The sequence below is a fragment of the Sphingomonas sp. TREG-RG-20F-R18-01 genome, assembly GCF_022662475.1.
Classification (GTDB): Bacteria; Pseudomonadota; Alphaproteobacteria; order Sphingomonadales; family Sphingomonadaceae; genus Sphingomonas.
Map to the genome: position 1 here is coordinate 260,427 of NZ_JAKNQQ010000002.1, position 17,737 is coordinate 278,163.

The 17,737-nt window shown below is 66.8% G+C and carries 17 protein-coding genes and 1 riboswitch; of the genes, 10 read left to right on the forward strand and 7 right to left on the reverse strand.

Annotation, left to right across the window (positions count from 1 at the left end):
- Nucleotides 1-253 precede the first annotated feature (253 nt).
- Both L8K25_RS06755 and L8K25_RS06760 read right to left on the reverse strand, forming a co-directional pair.
- On the reverse strand, nucleotides 254-1,501 hold the full coding sequence (locus tag L8K25_RS06755) for an MFS transporter (RefSeq protein WP_242138723.1): 1,248 nt from the start codon (nucleotides 1,499-1,501) through the stop codon (nucleotides 254-256).
- 44 nt (nucleotides 1,502-1,545) lie between these two features.
- Complete coding sequence (locus tag L8K25_RS06760) at nucleotides 1,546-2,718, reverse strand: phosphatidylserine/phosphatidylglycerophosphate/cardiolipin synthase family protein (RefSeq protein ID WP_242138134.1); 1,173 nt, start codon at nucleotides 2,716-2,718, stop codon at nucleotides 1,546-1,548.
- A 138-nt stretch (nucleotides 2,719-2,856) separates the two neighbouring features.
- Here L8K25_RS06760 and rpoZ point away from each other — a divergent pair, with 138 nt between their 5' ends.
- Nucleotides 2,857-3,201: a DNA-directed RNA polymerase subunit omega gene (gene rpoZ / locus L8K25_RS06765; RefSeq protein ID WP_010161409.1), complete on the forward strand. Its 345-nt coding sequence runs from the start codon at nucleotides 2,857-2,859 to the stop codon at nucleotides 3,199-3,201.
- A 98-nt stretch (nucleotides 3,202-3,299) separates the two neighbouring features.
- Here the strand turns inward: rpoZ and L8K25_RS06770 are convergent, their stop codons facing one another.
- Nucleotides 3,300-5,129, reverse strand: coding sequence for an ABC transporter ATP-binding protein/permease (locus L8K25_RS06770; protein WP_242138135.1), 1,830 nt, complete (start codon nucleotides 5,127-5,129; stop codon nucleotides 3,300-3,302).
- Between the two features lie 95 nt (nucleotides 5,130-5,224).
- On the opposite strand from L8K25_RS06770, the gene L8K25_RS06775 reads away from it, so the two are divergent.
- Complete coding sequence (locus L8K25_RS06775; RefSeq protein WP_242138724.1) at nucleotides 5,225-5,455, forward strand: hypothetical protein; 231 nt, start codon at nucleotides 5,225-5,227, stop codon at nucleotides 5,453-5,455.
- A gap of 147 nt (nucleotides 5,456-5,602) precedes the next feature.
- Here L8K25_RS06775 and L8K25_RS06780 read toward each other — a convergent pair whose 3' ends face one another.
- The 4 genes from L8K25_RS06780 to crtY all read right to left on the reverse strand — a co-directional run bounded on the left by L8K25_RS06780 (nucleotide 5,603) and on the right by crtY (nucleotide 9,945).
- Nucleotides 5,603-6,547 (reverse strand): phytoene/squalene synthase family protein, encoded by a 945-nt coding sequence (locus L8K25_RS06780; protein WP_242138136.1) that lies wholly within the window; start codon nucleotides 6,545-6,547, stop codon nucleotides 5,603-5,605.
- Nucleotides 6,544-7,125 carry a TIGR00730 family Rossman fold protein gene (locus tag L8K25_RS06785; RefSeq protein ID WP_242138137.1) on the reverse strand — a complete coding sequence of 194 codons (582 nt, stop codon included), beginning with the start codon at nucleotides 7,123-7,125 and terminating at the stop codon, nucleotides 6,544-6,546. Before L8K25_RS06785 ends, L8K25_RS06780 begins: the two co-directional genes overlap by 4 nt.
- Before the next feature lie 118 nt (nucleotides 7,126-7,243).
- Nucleotides 7,244-8,764 (reverse strand): phytoene desaturase, encoded by a 1,521-nt coding sequence (locus tag L8K25_RS06790; protein ID WP_242138138.1) that lies wholly within the window; start codon nucleotides 8,762-8,764, stop codon nucleotides 7,244-7,246.
- Nucleotides 8,761-9,945, reverse strand: a complete 1,185-nt coding sequence (gene crtY, locus L8K25_RS06795; RefSeq protein ID WP_242138139.1) for a lycopene beta-cyclase CrtY — start codon at nucleotides 9,943-9,945, stop codon at nucleotides 8,761-8,763. Before crtY ends, L8K25_RS06790 begins: the two co-directional genes overlap by 4 nt.
- A 387-nt stretch (nucleotides 9,946-10,332) precedes the next feature.
- Here crtY and L8K25_RS06800 point away from each other — a divergent pair, with 387 nt between their 5' ends.
- From L8K25_RS06800 to L8K25_RS06835, 8 genes are all read left to right on the forward strand, one after another.
- A complete protein-coding gene (locus L8K25_RS06800; RefSeq protein ID WP_242138725.1) occupies nucleotides 10,333-11,136 on the forward strand; it encodes a sterol desaturase family protein in 804 nt (267 codons plus the stop codon).
- Complete coding sequence (locus L8K25_RS06805; RefSeq protein WP_242138140.1) at nucleotides 11,060-11,497, forward strand: DUF2141 domain-containing protein; 438 nt, start codon at nucleotides 11,060-11,062, stop codon at nucleotides 11,495-11,497. Before L8K25_RS06800 ends, L8K25_RS06805 begins: the two co-directional genes overlap by 77 nt.
- 78 nt (nucleotides 11,498-11,575) lie before the next feature.
- On the forward strand, nucleotides 11,576-12,451 hold the full coding sequence (locus L8K25_RS06810; protein WP_242138141.1) for a MipA/OmpV family protein: 876 nt from the start codon (nucleotides 11,576-11,578) through the stop codon (nucleotides 12,449-12,451).
- Between the two features lie 142 nt (nucleotides 12,452-12,593).
- A complete protein-coding gene (locus tag L8K25_RS06815; protein WP_242138142.1) occupies nucleotides 12,594-13,598 on the forward strand; it encodes a ferritin-like domain-containing protein in 1,005 nt (334 codons plus the stop codon).
- A gap of 50 nt (nucleotides 13,599-13,648) precedes the next feature.
- Nucleotides 13,649-14,653: a ferritin-like domain-containing protein gene (locus tag L8K25_RS06820; protein ID WP_242138143.1), complete on the forward strand. Its 1,005-nt coding sequence runs from the start codon at nucleotides 13,649-13,651 to the stop codon at nucleotides 14,651-14,653.
- 37 nt (nucleotides 14,654-14,690) lie between these two features.
- A riboswitch (TPP riboswitch) is annotated at nucleotides 14,691-14,799 on the forward strand.
- A gap of 42 nt (nucleotides 14,800-14,841) precedes the next feature.
- A complete protein-coding gene (thiC, locus tag L8K25_RS06825; RefSeq protein WP_242138144.1) occupies nucleotides 14,842-16,758 on the forward strand; it encodes a phosphomethylpyrimidine synthase ThiC in 1,917 nt (638 codons plus the stop codon).
- A gap of 141 nt (nucleotides 16,759-16,899) precedes the next feature.
- Nucleotides 16,900-17,133, forward strand: coding sequence for a DUF4160 domain-containing protein (locus L8K25_RS06830; protein WP_242138145.1), 234 nt, complete (start codon nucleotides 16,900-16,902; stop codon nucleotides 17,131-17,133).
- A complete protein-coding gene (locus tag L8K25_RS06835; protein WP_242138146.1) occupies nucleotides 17,117-17,398 on the forward strand; it encodes a DUF2442 domain-containing protein in 282 nt (93 codons plus the stop codon). The genes L8K25_RS06830 and L8K25_RS06835 overlap by 17 nt, the downstream gene beginning before the upstream one ends.
- Nucleotides 17,399-17,737 lie beyond the last annotated feature (339 nt).

The window sequence follows — 17,737 nt, forward strand, 5'->3', positions numbered from 1 at the left end:
CGCAGTCGGGCGGAGCGTTCGATACCGGGCCAACCCACCCCTCGATCCCCTCCCTTTCAGGGAGGAAGATCGTAGCTCGCGCACCATCGCTTTGCCTTTTGCGCCGCGTGCAGAGGAAGAAGCGCGCAAACCCTTCTGCTCCCGTCCCTGGAAGGGAGGGGTTGGGGGTGGGTCGGCTCGCAGTCGGGCGGAGCGTTCGATACCGGGCGAACCTACCCCTCGGTCCCTTCCCTTCCCGGGAGGGGAGGAAGGATCATCGCTCGCGCAACCGCACCCAGGCATAGCCGAACAGCACCAGCATCGCTGCCCCTGCCACGAGGTAGGGCAGCGCATGCTGGGCCTCGTACAGCCCGACCCCGATCGACGGCCCGAGCACGAACGCCGCGCCGTTGATCGACGTCACCTTGCCCGCGACCGACCCCTGCGCATGATGCCCGACCGCAAGCGATGCCCCCGCGGTGAAGGCAGGTCGTGTAAAGCCGAACCCGACCGACGCGAGCGCATAGGCGCAGGCGATGCCGTAGAGCGACGTGGCCACCCCGGTCAGCGCGCAGCCGACCGCCGCGATCGCCAGCCCGACCAGCATCATCGCGCGCGGGCGCAGGTCGAGATTGGGGATGATTCCCCATTGCACCAGCAGCGCGGCAAGCGCGCCGATCATCAACACGATTCCGGTCGGCTGGAGCGCGGTCGCGGGGAGCAGGTGCAGCCGGTCGATGACGAGGAAGCCGATCGCCTGCCCGGTCATCGCCTGCCCATGCCCAGCGACCAGCCCCGCGATCAGCCACGGACGGATGCGGGGGTCGCGATAGCCGACCTGTTCGGCATGCTGTTCGGTCGCGGCCTCGGTCGCGGCAACGATGCTCGCACCGCCGCTTTGCCCGCCGATCGAGGGGTAGGCGTTGGCCGCGCCATGCGTCGCGGTGTCGGGGTGGAGGTCGTTGGGGAGCAGCCGCCGCACCGCGATCCACACGCCCAGCCCGAACAGCGCGAACAGGAAGGCGGGGCCGGACAGCCCGATCTCGACCCCGGCGATCGTCCCGAGCACGAGGAACGGCGCGATCGTCGGGCCGAGGATCGTCCCCAGCCCGAACGCCGAGCCCAGCAAGGTCAGCGCCTTGGTCCGTTCCTCGCGCGTCGTGTTGCCCGCGACCAGCGCCTGCACGGCCGGCGGCGCGGCGCAGCCGAAGCTGCCGTAGATCAGCCGCCCGAGGATGAAGCAGACGAACGCGGTCGTCCCGCCGATCCAGCCGTTGATCCCGGCGGCGAGGAACACGCCGCACACCAGCAGCGACACGCAGAATCCGCCGACCCCGAGCAGGATCATCGCACGCCGCCCGTGCCGGTCCGACCGGCGCGCCCAGAACGGCGCGGCGATCACCCACAGCAGCGCGGAGACCGAGAACGCCGCCGCGACCGCGCTGTCGGGGACTTTCAGGGATCGCCCGAGCGCGGGGAGGACCGATTGCAGCGCGGTGTTGCCTGCGGCGATCGTCAGCATGACGACGAACAGCAAGCCGAACTCGCGGTTTAGCCTCCCCGACTTCACCGCTCGGGTCCGAAATTGAGGCGTTTGGTGATGTTATAGTCGAGCACGGTCATCACGAAGAAGGCAGCGGCCTGTTTCACGCGCATCCACGGGCTGGTCCGCGCCTTGTAGAGTTCGGGCGTGATCGCCTCCGAATTGGCGATCTCGCCGTCGACATAGCGGCGGACGTGCGCGGCGAAGGCGTGGTCCTCGATCCGCAGCATCATCTCGAGATTGAGGAACAGGCTGCGGATGTCGTAATTGGCCGAGCCGATATAGACGACGTCACCGATCAGGAACAATTTGGTGTGCAATTTGGTCAGCTGATACTCGTAGATCTGCACCCGCTTGCGAAGCAGCCCGGCATAGGTGAAGCGCGATGCCCAGATCGCGGCGCCATGATCGTTCTTCGACGCGAGCACGATCCGCACGCGCCCGCGCATCCCGACCTTGTCGAGCCGCCGCAGCATCCCCGGATTGGGCGCGAAATAGGCCGAGATCAGGTCGACCTGCGTCGCATCGCGCAGGTCGCGCTTCACCGCCCGCGCCCACGGCGACAGCCGCCGCGTCGGTCCGCCGAACAGCCAGCGCACGGTCCCCTGCGGCTCGCTCCACGTCGAAAGCGCGCGGCGCAACGTGCGCAAAGGCGGCTTGGGTTGCCCCGCCCAGCGCGCGAGCACGTCGAAATAGCCGGTGATCCGCTGCGCCGCCGGCCCCTCGACGATCAGCCCGAGATCGCGCCACGCCTGGTCGGCAACGGTGCCGAAATAGCTGTCCTGCACGTTGAATCCGCCGATGATCGCGCGCGGGTTGGCGGTCTCGCCGTCCGCGAGCGCGAGCTTCTGGTGATTGCGGAGCAGATAGCGCCGTCCCCAGCGCGGCACGAAGCGGCACACCTGTACCCCGCCGTCGCGCAGCGGATCGAAGAAATCATGCGCCGCCGCCGCCTCGCTGCCGAGCCCGTCGACGATCAGCGAAACCGCCACGCCGCGCGCCGCCGCGCGCAGCAATGCGGCGCGAACCGCTTCGCCCGCGTCGTCATCGACATAGATGTAGAAGATCACGCGAAGCGACCGGCGCGCGCCATCGATCAGCGCGATCAGCGCCGCCAGCCGGCGTGGCCCGGTATCGAGCATCGTCAACCGGTTACCGGCCACGGTAAAGCTCGGCTGAGGGACGGGTTCGGTCATCGCAGCGGGTGATGCCGCCAAGCGCCATAGGCCGCAAGGTGTTGAAGCCCCACGCATGCCCGATTTTCTTGACTCCTGTCGGGTTGCCGCCTAGGGGATCATCTTTCCGAATACCGTCGTTTGCGAAGGAAGCCATTCATGGCGCGCGTCACTGTCGAAGATTGCGTCGACAAGATCCCCAACCGGTTCGATCTCGTCCTGTTCGCCGCGCAGCGTGCGCGGGCCATTTCGGGGGGTGCCGACCTTACCGTCGATCGCGACCGCGACAAGAACCCGGTCGTCGCCTTGCGCGAAATCGCGGAAGAGCGGGTGCGCCCGGCGCATCTCAAGGAGTCGGTCATCAACGGTCTGCAGCGCGTCCAGGTCGACGACGAGGACGAAGCGGATGCGGTCGGCAGCCTGTCGGCATCGGCCGAGGCACTCCGCCTCACCGCCGCCGCGCCGCCGCGCAACCAGAATCTGGGTGCCGATTACGAGGGCTGAAGCCCGCGACTGACGGCGCCCTCGTCAGTCCGTTCCCGCGCTTTCACCGCCCCGTCCGGCCTGAGCCGTGGCGGGGCGTTGTGTTTTCGGACGCTGGATCATTCCGCCGCCAGCGTCTCCTCGGCGCGCTCCTGCGCCTGGCGGTTCCACATCTCGGCATAGAGCCCTTTCTTGCGCAGCAGGACGGCATGGCTGCCGCGCTCGACCACGCGACCGGCCTCAAGCACGACGATCTCGTCGGCATGCACCACCGTCGACAGCCGGTGCGCGATCACGATCGTCGTCCGCCCGCGCTCGATCGCCTGGAGCGTATCGAGGATCTCGCCCTCGGTACGACTGTCCAGAGCGCTGGTCGCTTCGTCGAGGATCAGGATCGGCGGGTTCTTGAGCAGGGTCCGCGCGATCGCGACGCGCTGCTTCTCGCCGCCTGACAGCTTCAGCCCACGCTCGCCGACGCGGGTGGCATAGCCCTCGGGCTGGCGTTCGATGAACCCGGCGATCGCCGCCCCGCGCGCGGCAGTCTCGATCTCGGATTCACCTGCGCCTTCGCGGCCATAAGCGATGTTGTAGCCGATCGTGTCGTTGAACAGCACCGTATCCTGCGGCACGATCCCGATCGACGCGCGCAGGCTCGCTTGCGTGACTTGCGCGATGTCCTGCCCGTCGACCGTGATCCGCCCGCCGGTCAGATCGTAGAAGCGGTACAGCAACCGCGCGAGCGTCGACTTGCCAGCGCCCGATGGCCCGACCACCGCGAGCGTCTTGCCAGCAGGGATATCGAGGTCGATGCCCTTGAGGATCGGCATGCCGGCATCATAGCCGAAGCGCACGTCCTCGAACCGGACATGCCCGCGCGCGATGGTGAGCGGCTTGGCGCCGGGGACGTCGACCACTTCGGACGGCGTGTCGATCAGGTCGAACATCGCGCCCATGTCGATGACGCCCTGTCGGATCGTGCGATACACCATGCCGAGCAGGTCGAGCGGACGGAACAGCTGCGCCAGCAGCGTCGACACCAGCACGACGTTGCCGGCGGTGAAACGGCCCTGGCTCCAGCCATAGACGATCAGCGCCATCCCGCCGCCCATCATCAGATTGGTGATCAGCGCCTGCCCGATGTTGAGCCAGGCGAGCGAATTCTCGGACGTGACCGCGGCATTGGCATAGGCGGCCATTGCCGCGTCGTAGCGCTTCCCCTCGCGCTCTTCCGCGCCAAAATATTTGACCGTCTCGAAATTGAGCAGCGAATCCACCGCATGGCTGACCGCCCCGGTGTCGAGGTCGTTCATCCGCGTACGCAGCGCGGCGCGCCAGTCGGTCACCCAACGGGTGAAGAGGATATAGGCGGCAACCATCACCAGCGTGCCCGCCACCAGCCAGAAGCCGAACTTGGTCCAGAAGATGCCGAGCACCAGCGCGAGTTCGAGGACGGTGGGCGCGATGTTGAACAGGAGGAAATAGAGCATCGTGTCGATGCTCTTGGTCCCGCGCTCGACCACCTTGGTGACAGCACCCGTGCGGCGTTCGAGATGGAAGCGCAGCGACAATTGGTGGAGGTGGCGGAACACGCCCGCGGCGAGGCGCCGCGTCGCATCCTGCCCGACCCGTTCGAACACCGCATTGCGCAGATTGTCGAACACGACCGAACTGAACCGCGCGGCGGCGTAGCCGATCACCAGCAGCGTCACCAACGTGATCAGCGCGGGCGTTTTCGGCCCCCCGGTCATCCCGTCGATCGCCCCCTGCAGCGCGAACGGCGCGCCGTACACCTGCACCAGCTTGGACGCGACGACGAGCAGCATCGCCCCGACGATCCGCAGCCGCAACGCGGGCGCGTCGGCAGGCCAGAGATAGGGCAGGAAGCGGCGCAGCGTCGGGAGCATGGGGCGCTCGGGCGCGGTCGAGGTGGTCGCTGTATCGGGTGGCATCACGAGTGCATGTAGGCGCAGTCAAGCCGGACCGAAAGCGGCTCATGGAACAAGCAGAGCGCTTCGTCGGTTTTATTCCCCGAACGGAGACGATGATGGACCCGCTTTTCTACGTCATGGCGATCATGGGCTGCGGTGATGGCAGCATGGCGTGCCAGCAGGCGCGGATCGAACCCGCGCAGTACCGCTCGATCGCGCAATGCCAGGCGGCAATGCCTGCGGCGCTTGCGCGAAACTCGGATATCGACTTTCCCGTGGTGAGCGCATCGTGCCGCGCGACCGGGATGCCGATGGCTTCGACCAAGGCGCGCGCGCAGCACGGGTAAGCGCCTATTCTCCCTCTTGCTCTTCCCCGGCGAAGGCCGGGGCCCAGTAGCGAGAGCAGAGGTTAACGCGGGCAGCCCTCACTTACATGACGCCCACTACTGGGCCCCGGCCTTCGCCGGGGAAGAAGAAAGGGAAGCGTTCGAAGCCTAGCGTGGCCTCGTCCATAGCGTCGCATCGCGAAGCGACGGCGGATACAACGCTTTGCGCCGCGTCGCCTCCACAAACGCGCGCCGGATGAACCCCAGTTTCGCCGTCCCAGACGTCCCCACGCGCACATCCCAGGCGCCCGGCCCGAGTGCCGCGACCTTGCGCCCGATCGCCCCATAAATCCCTGCCGCCGCCAGCACCGCCCAGGCCGAGCGAAACGAAAGCGCAGGCGTCCCGAACCGCGCGCTCTCTTCATAGCGCGCCGCCAGCAACCCGAGCCGCTCGCCGAGCAACCCCAGCCGGTCGCGATATTCGGGCGCGAGCAGCGCATCCGCCGGGATGCCGAACTCGTCGAGCCAGTCCTGCGGAAGGTAACAGCGCCCGGCGCGCGCATCCTCCGCAACGTCGCGCGCGATATTGGCGAGCTGGAACGCGAGCCCGAGGTCGCACGCACGGTCGAGCGTCGCATCGTCGTCGGGTGCGACCCCCATCGCGATCGCCATCATGCTGCCGACCACGCCCGCGACATGGTAACAATAACGATACAGGTCCTGCTCGGTCTGCGGCCGCCAGCCCTCCGCGTCGAGCGCGAACCCGGCGATCAGGTCGCGCGGCAAGGCTGGCGGCAAAGCGGTCTCTGCCGCGAACAGCCGGAGCGCATCGAACGCGGGTTCGCCGACCGGCACGCCCGCGAGCGCCATCTCGGTCTTCGCGGACATCGCCGCCAGCCGTGCGGGGCCGTCGGTGACGCCGGTCATGGCGTGGCCGTGATCCTGCCCGTCCGCAATGTCGTCGCACGCGCGGCACCACGCATAGAGCAGCCAGGCGCGTTCGCGCACCTTGGGGGCGAACAGCTTGCTCGCCGCCGCGAAGCTCTTGGACCCCCGCGCGATCGACTCCTGCGCGGCGGCGACGATCACGTCACGCGAGGGCTGGTCGCTCACAGGTCGCTGGCGCGCATCTTGGTGATCGTCTCGACCGGCTCGTGCGCCGCCATCTGCGCGAGCAGCCCGTCGAGCGCGGTGTCGATCAGCAGGATCCCCTGATGTTGCGGCCGCAGGAAGCCGACTTCGCCCATCTTGCGATAGAAAGCGACGAGGCCGTCATAATAGCCGCTCACGTTGAGCAGCCCGACCGGCTTGGCGTGATAGCCGATCTGCGCCCAGCTGAGCGCCTCCCACAATTCGTCCATCGTGCCGGTGCCGCCGGGCAGGTTGACGAACCCGTCGGACAGGTCGGTGAACGCCTGCTTGCGCTGGTGCATCGTATCGACGACGCGGAGTTCGGTGAGCCCGCGATGCGCGACCTCGGCGTTGACGAGCGCCTGCGGGATGATCCCGATGACCTCGCCGCCGGCTTCGAGCGCGCTGTCGGCGACCGCGCCCATCAGCCCGAGCTTGCCGCCGCCGTAGACCACGCCGATCCCGCGCTCGGCGAGGGTGCGGCCGACCTGGCGGGCGGAGTCGATGTAGACGGGGTCAGCCGGTGACGCCGACCCGCAGTAAACAGCAAGCCGCTTCATAGCCCCTCCCCTTCAGGGGAGGGGTTGGGGTGGGGAAGTACAGCAGAACCTTGCTCTCTACGAGACACAGCCCCACCCCCAACCCCTCCCCTGAAGGGGAGGGGCTTTTTATACACCCTCATCGCTCACTCTCCAGCATCAACGCGGCAGTCGCCTTCGCACTCCCCACCACGCCCGGAATCCCCGCGCCCGGATGCGTGCCCGCGCCGACGAAATACAGGTTGGGAATATGGTCGTCGCGATTGTGTACGCGGAACCACGCGCTCTGCGTCAGCAACGGCTCGAGCGAAAACGCGCTCCCCAGGTGCGCATTCAAATCCGCCGCGAAGTCGTTCGGCGCATAATGGAACTTGGTCACGATCCGCTCATGGATGTCCGGGATCAACCGCCGCCCGACCTCGTCGAGGATGCGCTTCTCGAGGATCGGGCCGATCTCTGTCCAGTCGACCGGGAACTTGCCGAGATGCGGCACCGGCGCAAGCACATAGAAGGTCGAATAGCCCTCGGGCGCGAGCGATGGATCGGTCACGGTCGGGTGGTGGAGATACAGCGAGAAATCCTCGGGCAGCACCCCGTGGTCGTAGATATCGGCGAGCAGCCCCTGATAGCGTGGCCCGAACAGGATCATGTGGTGCGGGATCCCCGGCCACGTCCCCTTGATCCCGAAATGCACGACGAACAGCGACGGCGAGTATTTCTTGCGCGCCAGTGCGGTCTTGGTGCGTTGTGCGCTGCGCGACGACTTCAAAAGGTCGCGGTAGCTGTGCATCACGTCGCTGTTGCACGCGACCATGTCGGCATCGGCATGCCAGCCGCTCGCGGTGGTCACCCCGGTCGCGCGGTCGCCCATCGTCGCGATGTCGACCGCGGGATCGTTCAACCGCAGCACGCCGCCCAATCGCTCGAAATGGCGGACCATGCCCGCGATCAGCTGGTTGGTCCCGCCCATCGCGAACCAGACGCCACCGTCTTTTTCGAGCTTGTGGATCAGCGCGTAGATCGCGCTGGTGTTCATCGGATTGCCGCCGACCAGCAGCGTGTGGAACGACAGCGCCTGGCGGAGATGCTCGTCCTTCACGTAACTCGACACGATCGAATAGACCGACCGCCACGCCTGATATTTCGCAAGCGCGGGCGCCGCCTTGATCATCGACGCGAAGTCGAGGAACGCGACATGGCCGAGCTTGCGATAGCCCTCCTCATACACACCCGCGGCATATTCGAGGAACTTGGCATAGCCCGCGACGTCTTCGGGGTTGAGCTTGGCGATCTCGGCGTTGAGCGACGGCTCGTCGTTCGAATAATCGAAATTGACCCCGTCGGGCCAGTTGAGCCGGTAGAAGGGGGTCACCGGCGCGAGCGTCACATCGTCCGCCATGTCGCGCCCGGTCAGCGCCCATAGTTCCTGCAGGCACGGCGGATCGGTGATGACGGTCGGCCCGGCGTCGAAGGTGAAACCGTCCTTCTCCCACACATAGGCACGCCCGCCCGGCTTGTCGCGCGCCTCGACGATGGTGGTGTCGACGCCCGCCGACTGCAGCCGGATCGCAAGCGCGAGCCCGCCGAAGCCGGCGCCGATGACGATCGCGGTACGGGCCGCGCTATGCGGCGCGGGGCGCTCGGGCGGACGCGTGCTCATTCAGCGCCCCCGGTGCGCGCCGCGGGCAGCATGCCGATCGCCTGCAAGGCGCGGCCGATCGGCACCGGCGGCTTGCCGGTCAGAATCCGGGCCTTGTCCATCATCGTCGATCGTCCTGAATAGAAGCGCCGCACCAGTTGCGGATCGAGCCGGTAGAAGCGCTCGAGCACACGGTAGCGTTCCTCGGGGTCGGCGGCGCGGAACAGCATCTTGTCGAGCATACGGTAGAAGCCGCGCTGCTGCCACGTCGCTTTGGCAAACCCATGGGTCAGCAGGTGGAGGTTGGCCCCGGACAGGTCGGTGGTCCGCGCAATCAGCGCCGCCGTGCGCACCGCATCGGGCAGCGAATAGCCCGTCGTCGGGTGAAACAGGCCGGCGCGCATCCCGACCTTCGCGACGTTCAGGCCGCTCGACCGCCAATAGCCCTCGAAATCGCCGCCCATCGCAACCGGCAGCACCCCGGTCTCTTGGCGCAGGATCCGCTCCACCTGCCATCCGCGCTGCTGGACATAGCCATCGATCCGCGCGCCCAGCGCGGCCGTGTCGAGCGTGGGCGTGTCGCTGTAATAGGTGTCCTCGACGAACATCCGGGTCGCGGCGAAGGGCAGGCAATAGACGAAGCGAAAGCCGTCGACCTGCGCGACCGTCGCATCCATCACCATCGGGCGGGGGGCGGCATGCGGTTCCGCGAGGGACATCTCGCGGCCGAGGAATTTCTGCCAGCCGAGATCGAGCCGGGCGAGGTTGCCCGGGCCGCGCGCATCGATGACGCCGCGCGCCTCGATCCGGTCGCCGCCTGCCAGCGCGACCGACGTCGCGGAAACATCGTCGACGCGCCGCCCGGTCAGGATCGCGCGGTCCGGGAGCGCCTTGCGGACCAGCGTGTCGAGCCGCTGCGATTCGATCGAATAATAGGCGCTGGCCAGCGCGCGACGGTGCGCCGGAAAGGCGATGTCATACCCGGCCCAGCCATGGCTGATCAGCGGCGCAATGATCCAGCTGTCGCTGGCGGCGATGTCGCTCGAAAAGAACGACCATAGGTGATTGCCGCCAAGCGTCTCCCCGGCCTCCACGAGTCGCACGTCGAGGTCGGGCCGTTTTCTTGCCAGCGCGAGCGCGATCAGGCCGCCCGCCAGGCCACCGCCGACGATGGCGAGGTCGCACGAAAGGGTTGTTGGCATCGGCAGGGCGATAGCCGAATGCGCCCGGCATGCAACCGTCTGCGGGTCGGCACGGCGTTTCGCGTGCGGGCGCGGGCATCATCAGACGCCGCATCCTGCCTTTTCGCGTTGGCGCACCCGTCGCCCCCCGGTAGCCGCCGATTGGCATCGCACGCACCATCCGGCATGTTTCGCGCCCAGCACGACACCTTGCGGAAACGGGCGCGGACGGACGCAACGCTCGGCGCCGCGCTGCTGCCGCGCATCCTGGCGGTTTTCCGCGAGGACGCGGGACTCGATCGACGTTTGCGGAGGTGTCGTGGCATCACCGGGCTCGCGTCCCTGTGTGTCCGCGGCCAGGGCCGCTGCCGCATGGCGTTGCCCCGGGAAACGCTCTACAGCGCGTGCATGACCATCGCCCTTGCCATTGCCGCGTCCATGGTCGCGATGTCGCTGATCGTGGCGGTGCGGTATCTGATCGTGTCGGGTGCCTTTGCCGCCGCGACTCGGGCGCGCTACCCCGGGCTCTACCGCGGCCTCTCCGCGCAGATCCGCCGCGAGATCTGGTGGAGCGTCGCATCGGCGGCGATCTATGGCGTGCCGGCCGGGATCATCGCCTGGGGCTGGCAGAACCGCGGCTGGACGCTGATCTACCAGGACGTCCACGCCTATCCGGTCTGGTACCTGCCGGTATCGGTGCTGGCCTATCTCGTCGCGCACGACAGCTGGTTCTACTGGACGCATCGCTGGATGCACCGGCCGCGCCTGTTCAAGCTGGCACATGCGGTGCATCATGACAGCCGCCCGCCGACCGCCTGGGCGGCCATGGCGTTCCATCCGCTCGAGGCGATCAGCGGCGCTGTGATAATTCCGCTACTCGTCTTCGGGATTCCGATCCACGTCGGCGCACTCGGCTTGGTGCTCGGGATAATGACGGTTATGGGGGTGACCAATCACATGGGGTGGGAGATTTTTCCCGCGTTCATGTGGCGAGGTCCATTGGGCCATTGGCTCATTACCGCGAGCCACCATCAGCGTCATCACGAGCTGTATCGAGGAAATTATGGCCTCTATTTCCGTTTCTGGGACCGGTTGTGCGGCACCGACCGCGGCGTCGGCGATTTCGCGCGGGAACATGCGAAGGCTGGCGTCGACCGCGATCGCGGCGGCCGTGCTGCTCGTGTCCTTGCCGGGCGCGGTCGCGACGAGTGACCTGTCGGTCGACGTTTCGAACCTCCGCTCGGCCAAGGGCATGGTGCGGGTCTGCCTGACCGCGGACCCGGACAACTTTCCCGCCTGCGTCGACGATGCCAACGCGACCACGCGATCGATCCCCGCAAGCATGACGCATCTCCAGTTCGACGGCCTGCCGCATGGTGCGTATGCAATTGCGGTGATCCACGACGAGAACAACAACCGTAAACTCGACACGTTCGCGGGAATTCCTCGCGAAGGCTTTGGTTTTTCAAGAAATCCTTCGGTGACTTTTGGGCCGCCACGCTTTGCGGCAGCGCGTTTCACGCTGGAAAGTGATGCAGATCGGCAACAGGTGCGGATGCGATACTTGCTGTAGGCGCCGAGCTGCGGACCCAAAGCCGCAACATCGCGTTACGCGCCCGACATCATTTTTACGTTTCTGCTGGAGCTGCCCGTGACTCATCGTTCTTTCCTCGCCGCCGCGACCGTCCTCCTGCTCGGCGCCGCGACGCCCGCGCTCGCGCAGCAGGCCAATCCCGTCCCCGCGGACAACAACCAGATCGCGTCCGAGCTCGACAAGGACACGGTGACGGTCGGCGTCGGCGCGGCCTATCTGCCGGATTATGACGGCTCGAACGACTATCGCGTCGTCCCCGCGCCGGTCGTGATCGGTTCGGTCAAGGGCTTCAACTTCACCGTCATCGGCAACCGCGCGAGCCTCGATCTCGTGCCGAACCGCCCGGGCCAGCGCTGGGATATTCAGTTCGGCCCGGTCGGCGTGGTCAACTTCGATCGCTCCAGCCTGAAGAACATCGACGACACGCGCATCCGCGCACTCGGCAAGGTCGGCACCGCGATCGAGCTCGGCGGCTATGTCGGCCTGGGCAAGACCGGCGTCATCACCAGCCCGTACGACAAGCTGTCGGTCTCGGTCAGCCTGCGGCACGACGTCAACGGCGTCCACAAGGCGAGCATCCTGCAGCCGTCGATCAACTATCTGACCCCGCTCAGCCGCAAGGCCGCGGTCGCGCTGTTCGGGTCGGCGCAATATGTCGAGAGCGGCTATGCCGACACCTATTTCAGCATCACGCCGGCGCAGAGCCTCGCCAGCGGTCTCCAGACCTATAGCGCGGGCAAGGGGTGGAAGAACTATTCGGTCGGCGGTCTCGCGACCTACTCGCTGACCGGTGACCTGTTGCACGGCTTCAAGCTGGTCGCCGGCGGCACCTATTCGCGGATGCTCGGCGATTTCGCCAACAGCCCGATCGTGCGGGTCGCCGGATCGCGCAACCAGTGGATCGGCGCAGCCGGCGTCGCCTACACCTTCTGATGTAGCGGGCTGCCGTCGCGGGGCGACCCGTGGGCGTGGCGTCAAGCCGCGCCGGCCCGCCATTTCCCGGCTTGCGTCCCGCGCCACTCGGTGCCACGCAAGCCGGGCCGCAAGGCATTTCAAGGATGAAGGCTTCGCCCCGATGACCGATACCGACCAGCAGCTGATCGAACGGCTTGAGTCGCGCGCCGAACGGCGCAGCGAACGCCGCGAATTCTTCCGCACCGCGCTTGGCGCGGGTGCCGTTGCCGCGATCGGTGCGACCGCAGTCGCGATCGGCAGCACCGCTATGGCGCAGGCAAGCGACAATGACGCGGCGATCCTCAATTTTGCGCTCAACCTCGAATATCTCGAGGCGCAATTCTATTCCTTCGCCGCGTTCGGCACGGGGCTTCCCAACACGCTGCTGACCCCGGGCAGCGCGAGCACGACCACGCAGGGCGCCGTGACCGGTGGCCGCGCGGTCAGCTTCACCGATCCGCTCGTCGCGCAATATGCCCGCGAGATCGCACAGGACGAGGTCAACCACGTGACCTTCCTGCGCACCCAGCTCGCTTCCGCGGCAGTCGCGCAGCCGGCGATCGACATCGGCTCGACCGCGACCAGCGCGTTCAGTGTCGCCGCGCAGGCCGCCAAGATCGTCGCGGCGGGCGCCGCGTTCGATCCGTACGCCAGCGACGAGAACTTCCTCCAGGCGGCGTTCCTGTTCGAGGACGTCGGCGTCTCGGCCTATCGCGGCGCATCGTCGCTGCTGACCAGCAAGGTCTATCTCGAGGCCGCTGCCGGGATCCTCGCGGCGGAAGCCTATCACGCGTCGATCATCCGCACCGTGCTCTACACCAAGGGCCTGCAGACCCCGAGCCTGCGCACCAACACCGATGCGATCTCGAACGTCCGCGACGGGCTCGACGGGACCAGCGACGACGACCAGGGCATTTCGGCGGTCACCATCGCCAACAGCCAGTCGCCCGCGCTCAACGGCCTCACCGCTTCGAACATCGTGCCTACCGGGCAGGATGGGCTCGCGTACGGCCGCACGACCGGGCAGGTGCTCAACATCGTGTATCTCAACAGCCTTGGGGTTTCGAAGGGGGGCTTCTTCCCCAACGGCGTCAATGGCTCGATCGCCACCAGCACCGCGAACTGACGCCAGCCCGTGTCCTTTCTCTTCTTCGCGCCCGTACCGGAGTGTTTCCAGTGATCGATAGCGACCTTCTCCTGCAAGTGCTCGACGCGAGCGATCGCCGTCGCGCCGCCCGTCGCACGTTCCTGCGCAGCGCGGGCGCGGCGTCGCTCGCGGTCGGCGGCAGCGCACTGCTCTCGGCCTGCGGCGGCAGCGGCTCCAGCACCGCGACGCCGACCCCGACCGACACCGCCAGCGCCACGCCGAGCCCCGCCTCGACCGACGTGCTGAAGGACCAGGACACGTTCAACTTCGCGCTCAACCTCGAATATCTCGAGGCGCAGTTCTATAGCTTTGCCGTCACCGGCGCGGGCCTGCCCGCTGCCTTGCTGACCGGCACGGGCACGCAGGGCGGCGTTACCGGCGGCCGGGCAGTGACCTTCACCGATCCCGTCGTCCAGCAATATGCCCGCGAGATCGCGGCGGACGAGGTCGCGCACGTGGCCTTCCTCCGGTCGGTGCTCGGCACGTCGGTCGTCGCGCAGCCCGCGATCAACATCGACGGCGGCGCGACCGGTGCGTTCACCGCCGCGGCGCGGGCGGCCGGGATCATTGGCGCGACCGCTACCTTCGACCCCTATGCCAGCGACGAGAATTTCCTGCTGGCGGCGTTCATCTTCGAGGACGTCGGCGTCACCGCCTATAAGGGCGCATCGCCGCTGATCGCGCAGAGCCTGCTGATCGACGCGGCGGCCGGCATCCTGGCGACCGAGGCCTATCACGCCGGGCTGATCCGCACCGTCCTGTACGCCAAGGGCATCGCGGCACCGACACTGCGCACCAATGCGAATGCGATCAGCGATGCGCGCGACAGCCTCGATGGCACGACCGATCTCGATCAGGGGATCGGCGACGGCACGACCGCGAACCTCGTGCCGACCGACGCGAGCGGCATCACGTTCAGCCGCACGCCGGGGCAGGTGCTCAACATCGTCTATCTCAACCGCAATGCGGTTGTCGGCGGCGGCTTCTTCCCCAACGGCATCAACGGCACCATCAAGATAAGCGCTGCCAGCTGACGGCGCTTTTCTTCGCCGATTGAAACGACTACACCATCGTCATTCCCCGGGGGGCTGCGCCAGAGCAGCTGAGAGGTGGCTGAAGCCACGACCCGTTTGAACCTGATCCCGTTAGCACGGGCGGAGGGAGGGAGCGGTGTCCACGCCCGGGTTCCGTTGTCGCTCGTCCGATTTTGAGGAGCGACACAATGGCCGACAGTCCTGCCCGCACCGAAATTGGCGTCACCACCGGAGCGATCCGTGGCAGCCGCAAAATCCACGTTCCGTCCGCCAACATCCCTGGCGCGGGCGTCGCGATGCGCGAGATCATGCTCGATCCGTCCGCGCTCGAGCCGCCCTTGCGCGTCTACGATACCTCCGGTCCCTACACCGACCCCGCCGCGCAGATCGACATCAACCAGGGGCTCCCGCAGCTCCGCCGCGACTGGATCCTCGCGCGCGGCGACGTCGAATCCTATGACGCACGCGAAATCCGCCCCGAGGACAATGGCTTGACCGGCCCCGATCGCTCGGCGGGCGTCCCGCAATATCCGGGCGTCATCAAGCGCCCCTTGCGCGCGAAGGCGGGCGCGAACGTCAGCCAGATGCATTACGCGCGCCGCGGGATCATTACCCCCGAGATGGAATATGTCGCGATCCGCGAGAATCTCGGTCGTGCGGCGGCGAAGGAAAAGCTGATTCGCGACGGTGAATCGTTCGGCGCGTCGATCCCCGATTACGTCACCCCAGAATTCGTGCGCGACGAGATCGCGCGCGGCCGCGCGATCATCCCCAACAACGTCAACCACCCCGAATCCGAGCCGATGGCGATCGGCCGCAACTTCCTGGTCAAGATCAACGCCAACATCGGCAACTCCGCGGTCGCGAGCAACGTCGCCGCCGAGGTCGACAAGATGGTCTGGTCGATCCGCTGGGGCGCGGACACGGTGATGGACTTGTCGACCGGCCGCAACATCCACGACACGCGCGAATGGATCCTGCGCAACTCGCCCGTGCCCGTAGGCACCGTGCCGATCTACCAGGCGCTCGAAAAGGTCGCCGGCGTAGCGGAGGACCTGACCTGGGAGATCTTCCGCGACACCCTCATCGAACAGGCCGAGCAGGGCGTCGATTACTTCACGATCCACGCCGGCGTGCGCCTCGCCTACATCCCGATGACCGCCAGGCGCGTCACCGGGATCGTCTCGCGCGGCGGGTCGATCATGGCGAAATGGTGCCTCGCGCACCACAAGGAGAGTTTCCTCTACGAGCGCTTCGACGAAATCACCGAGCTCCTGCAGGCGTATGACATCGCCTATTCGCTCGGCGATGGGCTGCGCCCCGGCTCGATCGCCGACGCCAACGACGAAGCACAGTTCAGCGAGCTCTATACGCTGGGCGAACTCACCCACCGCGCGTGGAAGTCGGACGTCCAGGTGATGATCGAAGGCCCCGGCCATGTGCCGATGCACAAGATCAAGGAGAATATGGAAAAGCAGCTCGAAGTGTGCGGCGAGGCACCGTTCTACACGCTTGGGCCGCTCACTACCGACATCGCGCCGGGCTATGACCATATCACCAGCGGGATCGGTGCCGCGATGATCGGTTGGTATGGCACGGCGATGCTTTGCTACGTCACCCCCAAGGAGCATTTGGGCTTGCCCGATCGCGACGACGTCAAGGTTGGCGTGGTGACTTACAAGCTCGCCGCGCACGCCGCCGATCTGGCGAAGGGGCATCCGGCGGCCAAGATGCGCGACGACGCTTTGTCGCGCGCGCGCTTCGACTTCCGTTGGCGCGACCAGTTCAACCTGTCGCTCGATCCGGACACCGCCGAGCAGTATCACGACCAGACCCTCCCCGCAGAAGGTGCCAAGACCGCGCATTTCTGCTCGATGTGCGGGCCGAAATTCTGTTCGATGAAGATCACGCAGGAAGTGCGGGACTTTGCGGCGAAGCAGAACGGCCCGGCGGATGGGTTCCTCGCGGCGGGCGCGGGAAAGGTCGACGCGGACCGCGCGGCGTTCGCCAAGGGCACGACGCATGCCGATGCGGAGGCCGGGATGGCGGCGATGAGCGAGACGTTCCGGGAGAAGGGCGGAGAGATTTACCTGCCGGCGAAGTGAGCGGGTTCAGCGCCATGATCGACGCCAGCCTCGTGCCGGGGTCGGTCATGGTGTTGCCCCATCGTTTCGAATGACACGCAAACCTGGGTAAGACCAGCGCGATTTACTGGTAGGATATGGCAACGTCCGGGGGGACCGAACATGCCAACTGTCCTGCGCATCAACGGCTTTCGCTTCTATTTTTACAGCCATGAGCCGAACGAGCCGCCGCATGTCCATGTCGACAAAGGCGAATCGACCCTCAAGGCATGGCTCGAACCCGTCGCCTACGCCAAGGGCAGCGGCTTCCGTCCTCACGAGATCAATGCCATATTGGCAATGGTCGCGGTTCACCGCGTGCCGTTGCTGGAGGCATGGCATGAATATTTCGGCTAGGGTCGCCGACACGCGGGTCGCTGACGTCCGCTGCGATGCAGATACGCTGAGCGTCGACTTGATGGACGGTCGGACGATCTCCGTGCCGCTGGCGTGGTATCCGCGCTTGCTCGCCGCCACGCCCGAACACCGCGCGCACTGGGAGCGAGCGGGGGCGGGGTACGGGATCTACTGGCCCGAGATCGACGAGGATCTGAGCACGGACGGCCTGTTGCGGGGCGCGCCTGCACCGGATGCGGTAGTTCCACAAATAGGCGTCCACTGAACCGTTTTCTGGTCCCCTCGCGGTCCGGCATCGGCTCGGCGCTGGGGGACAATTCGTAGCGTCCCCCGCGTCAGGGGCTGTTACTCTGGCGCTAGCTGAGGTCCCGGTGCCGCCGCTTGGGTCATTCAAACAAGTCGCGCGCCCCTCCTCAACCAGCGTCGCGTTAGGCAGGGCGAGAAGGGGTGGTTAGCTGCCATACCGCCGTCCTCCGGGGCCTGCCTCGCTGTAACACGACGACGACGCGGACGATCCGCTGTTCGTCACTTTCAATTCGACCGAGTTCGAACGGCGCCCCCGACAACGCCGCCCACGCGGCGCTACGCAAGCCGGTTCCGCCTA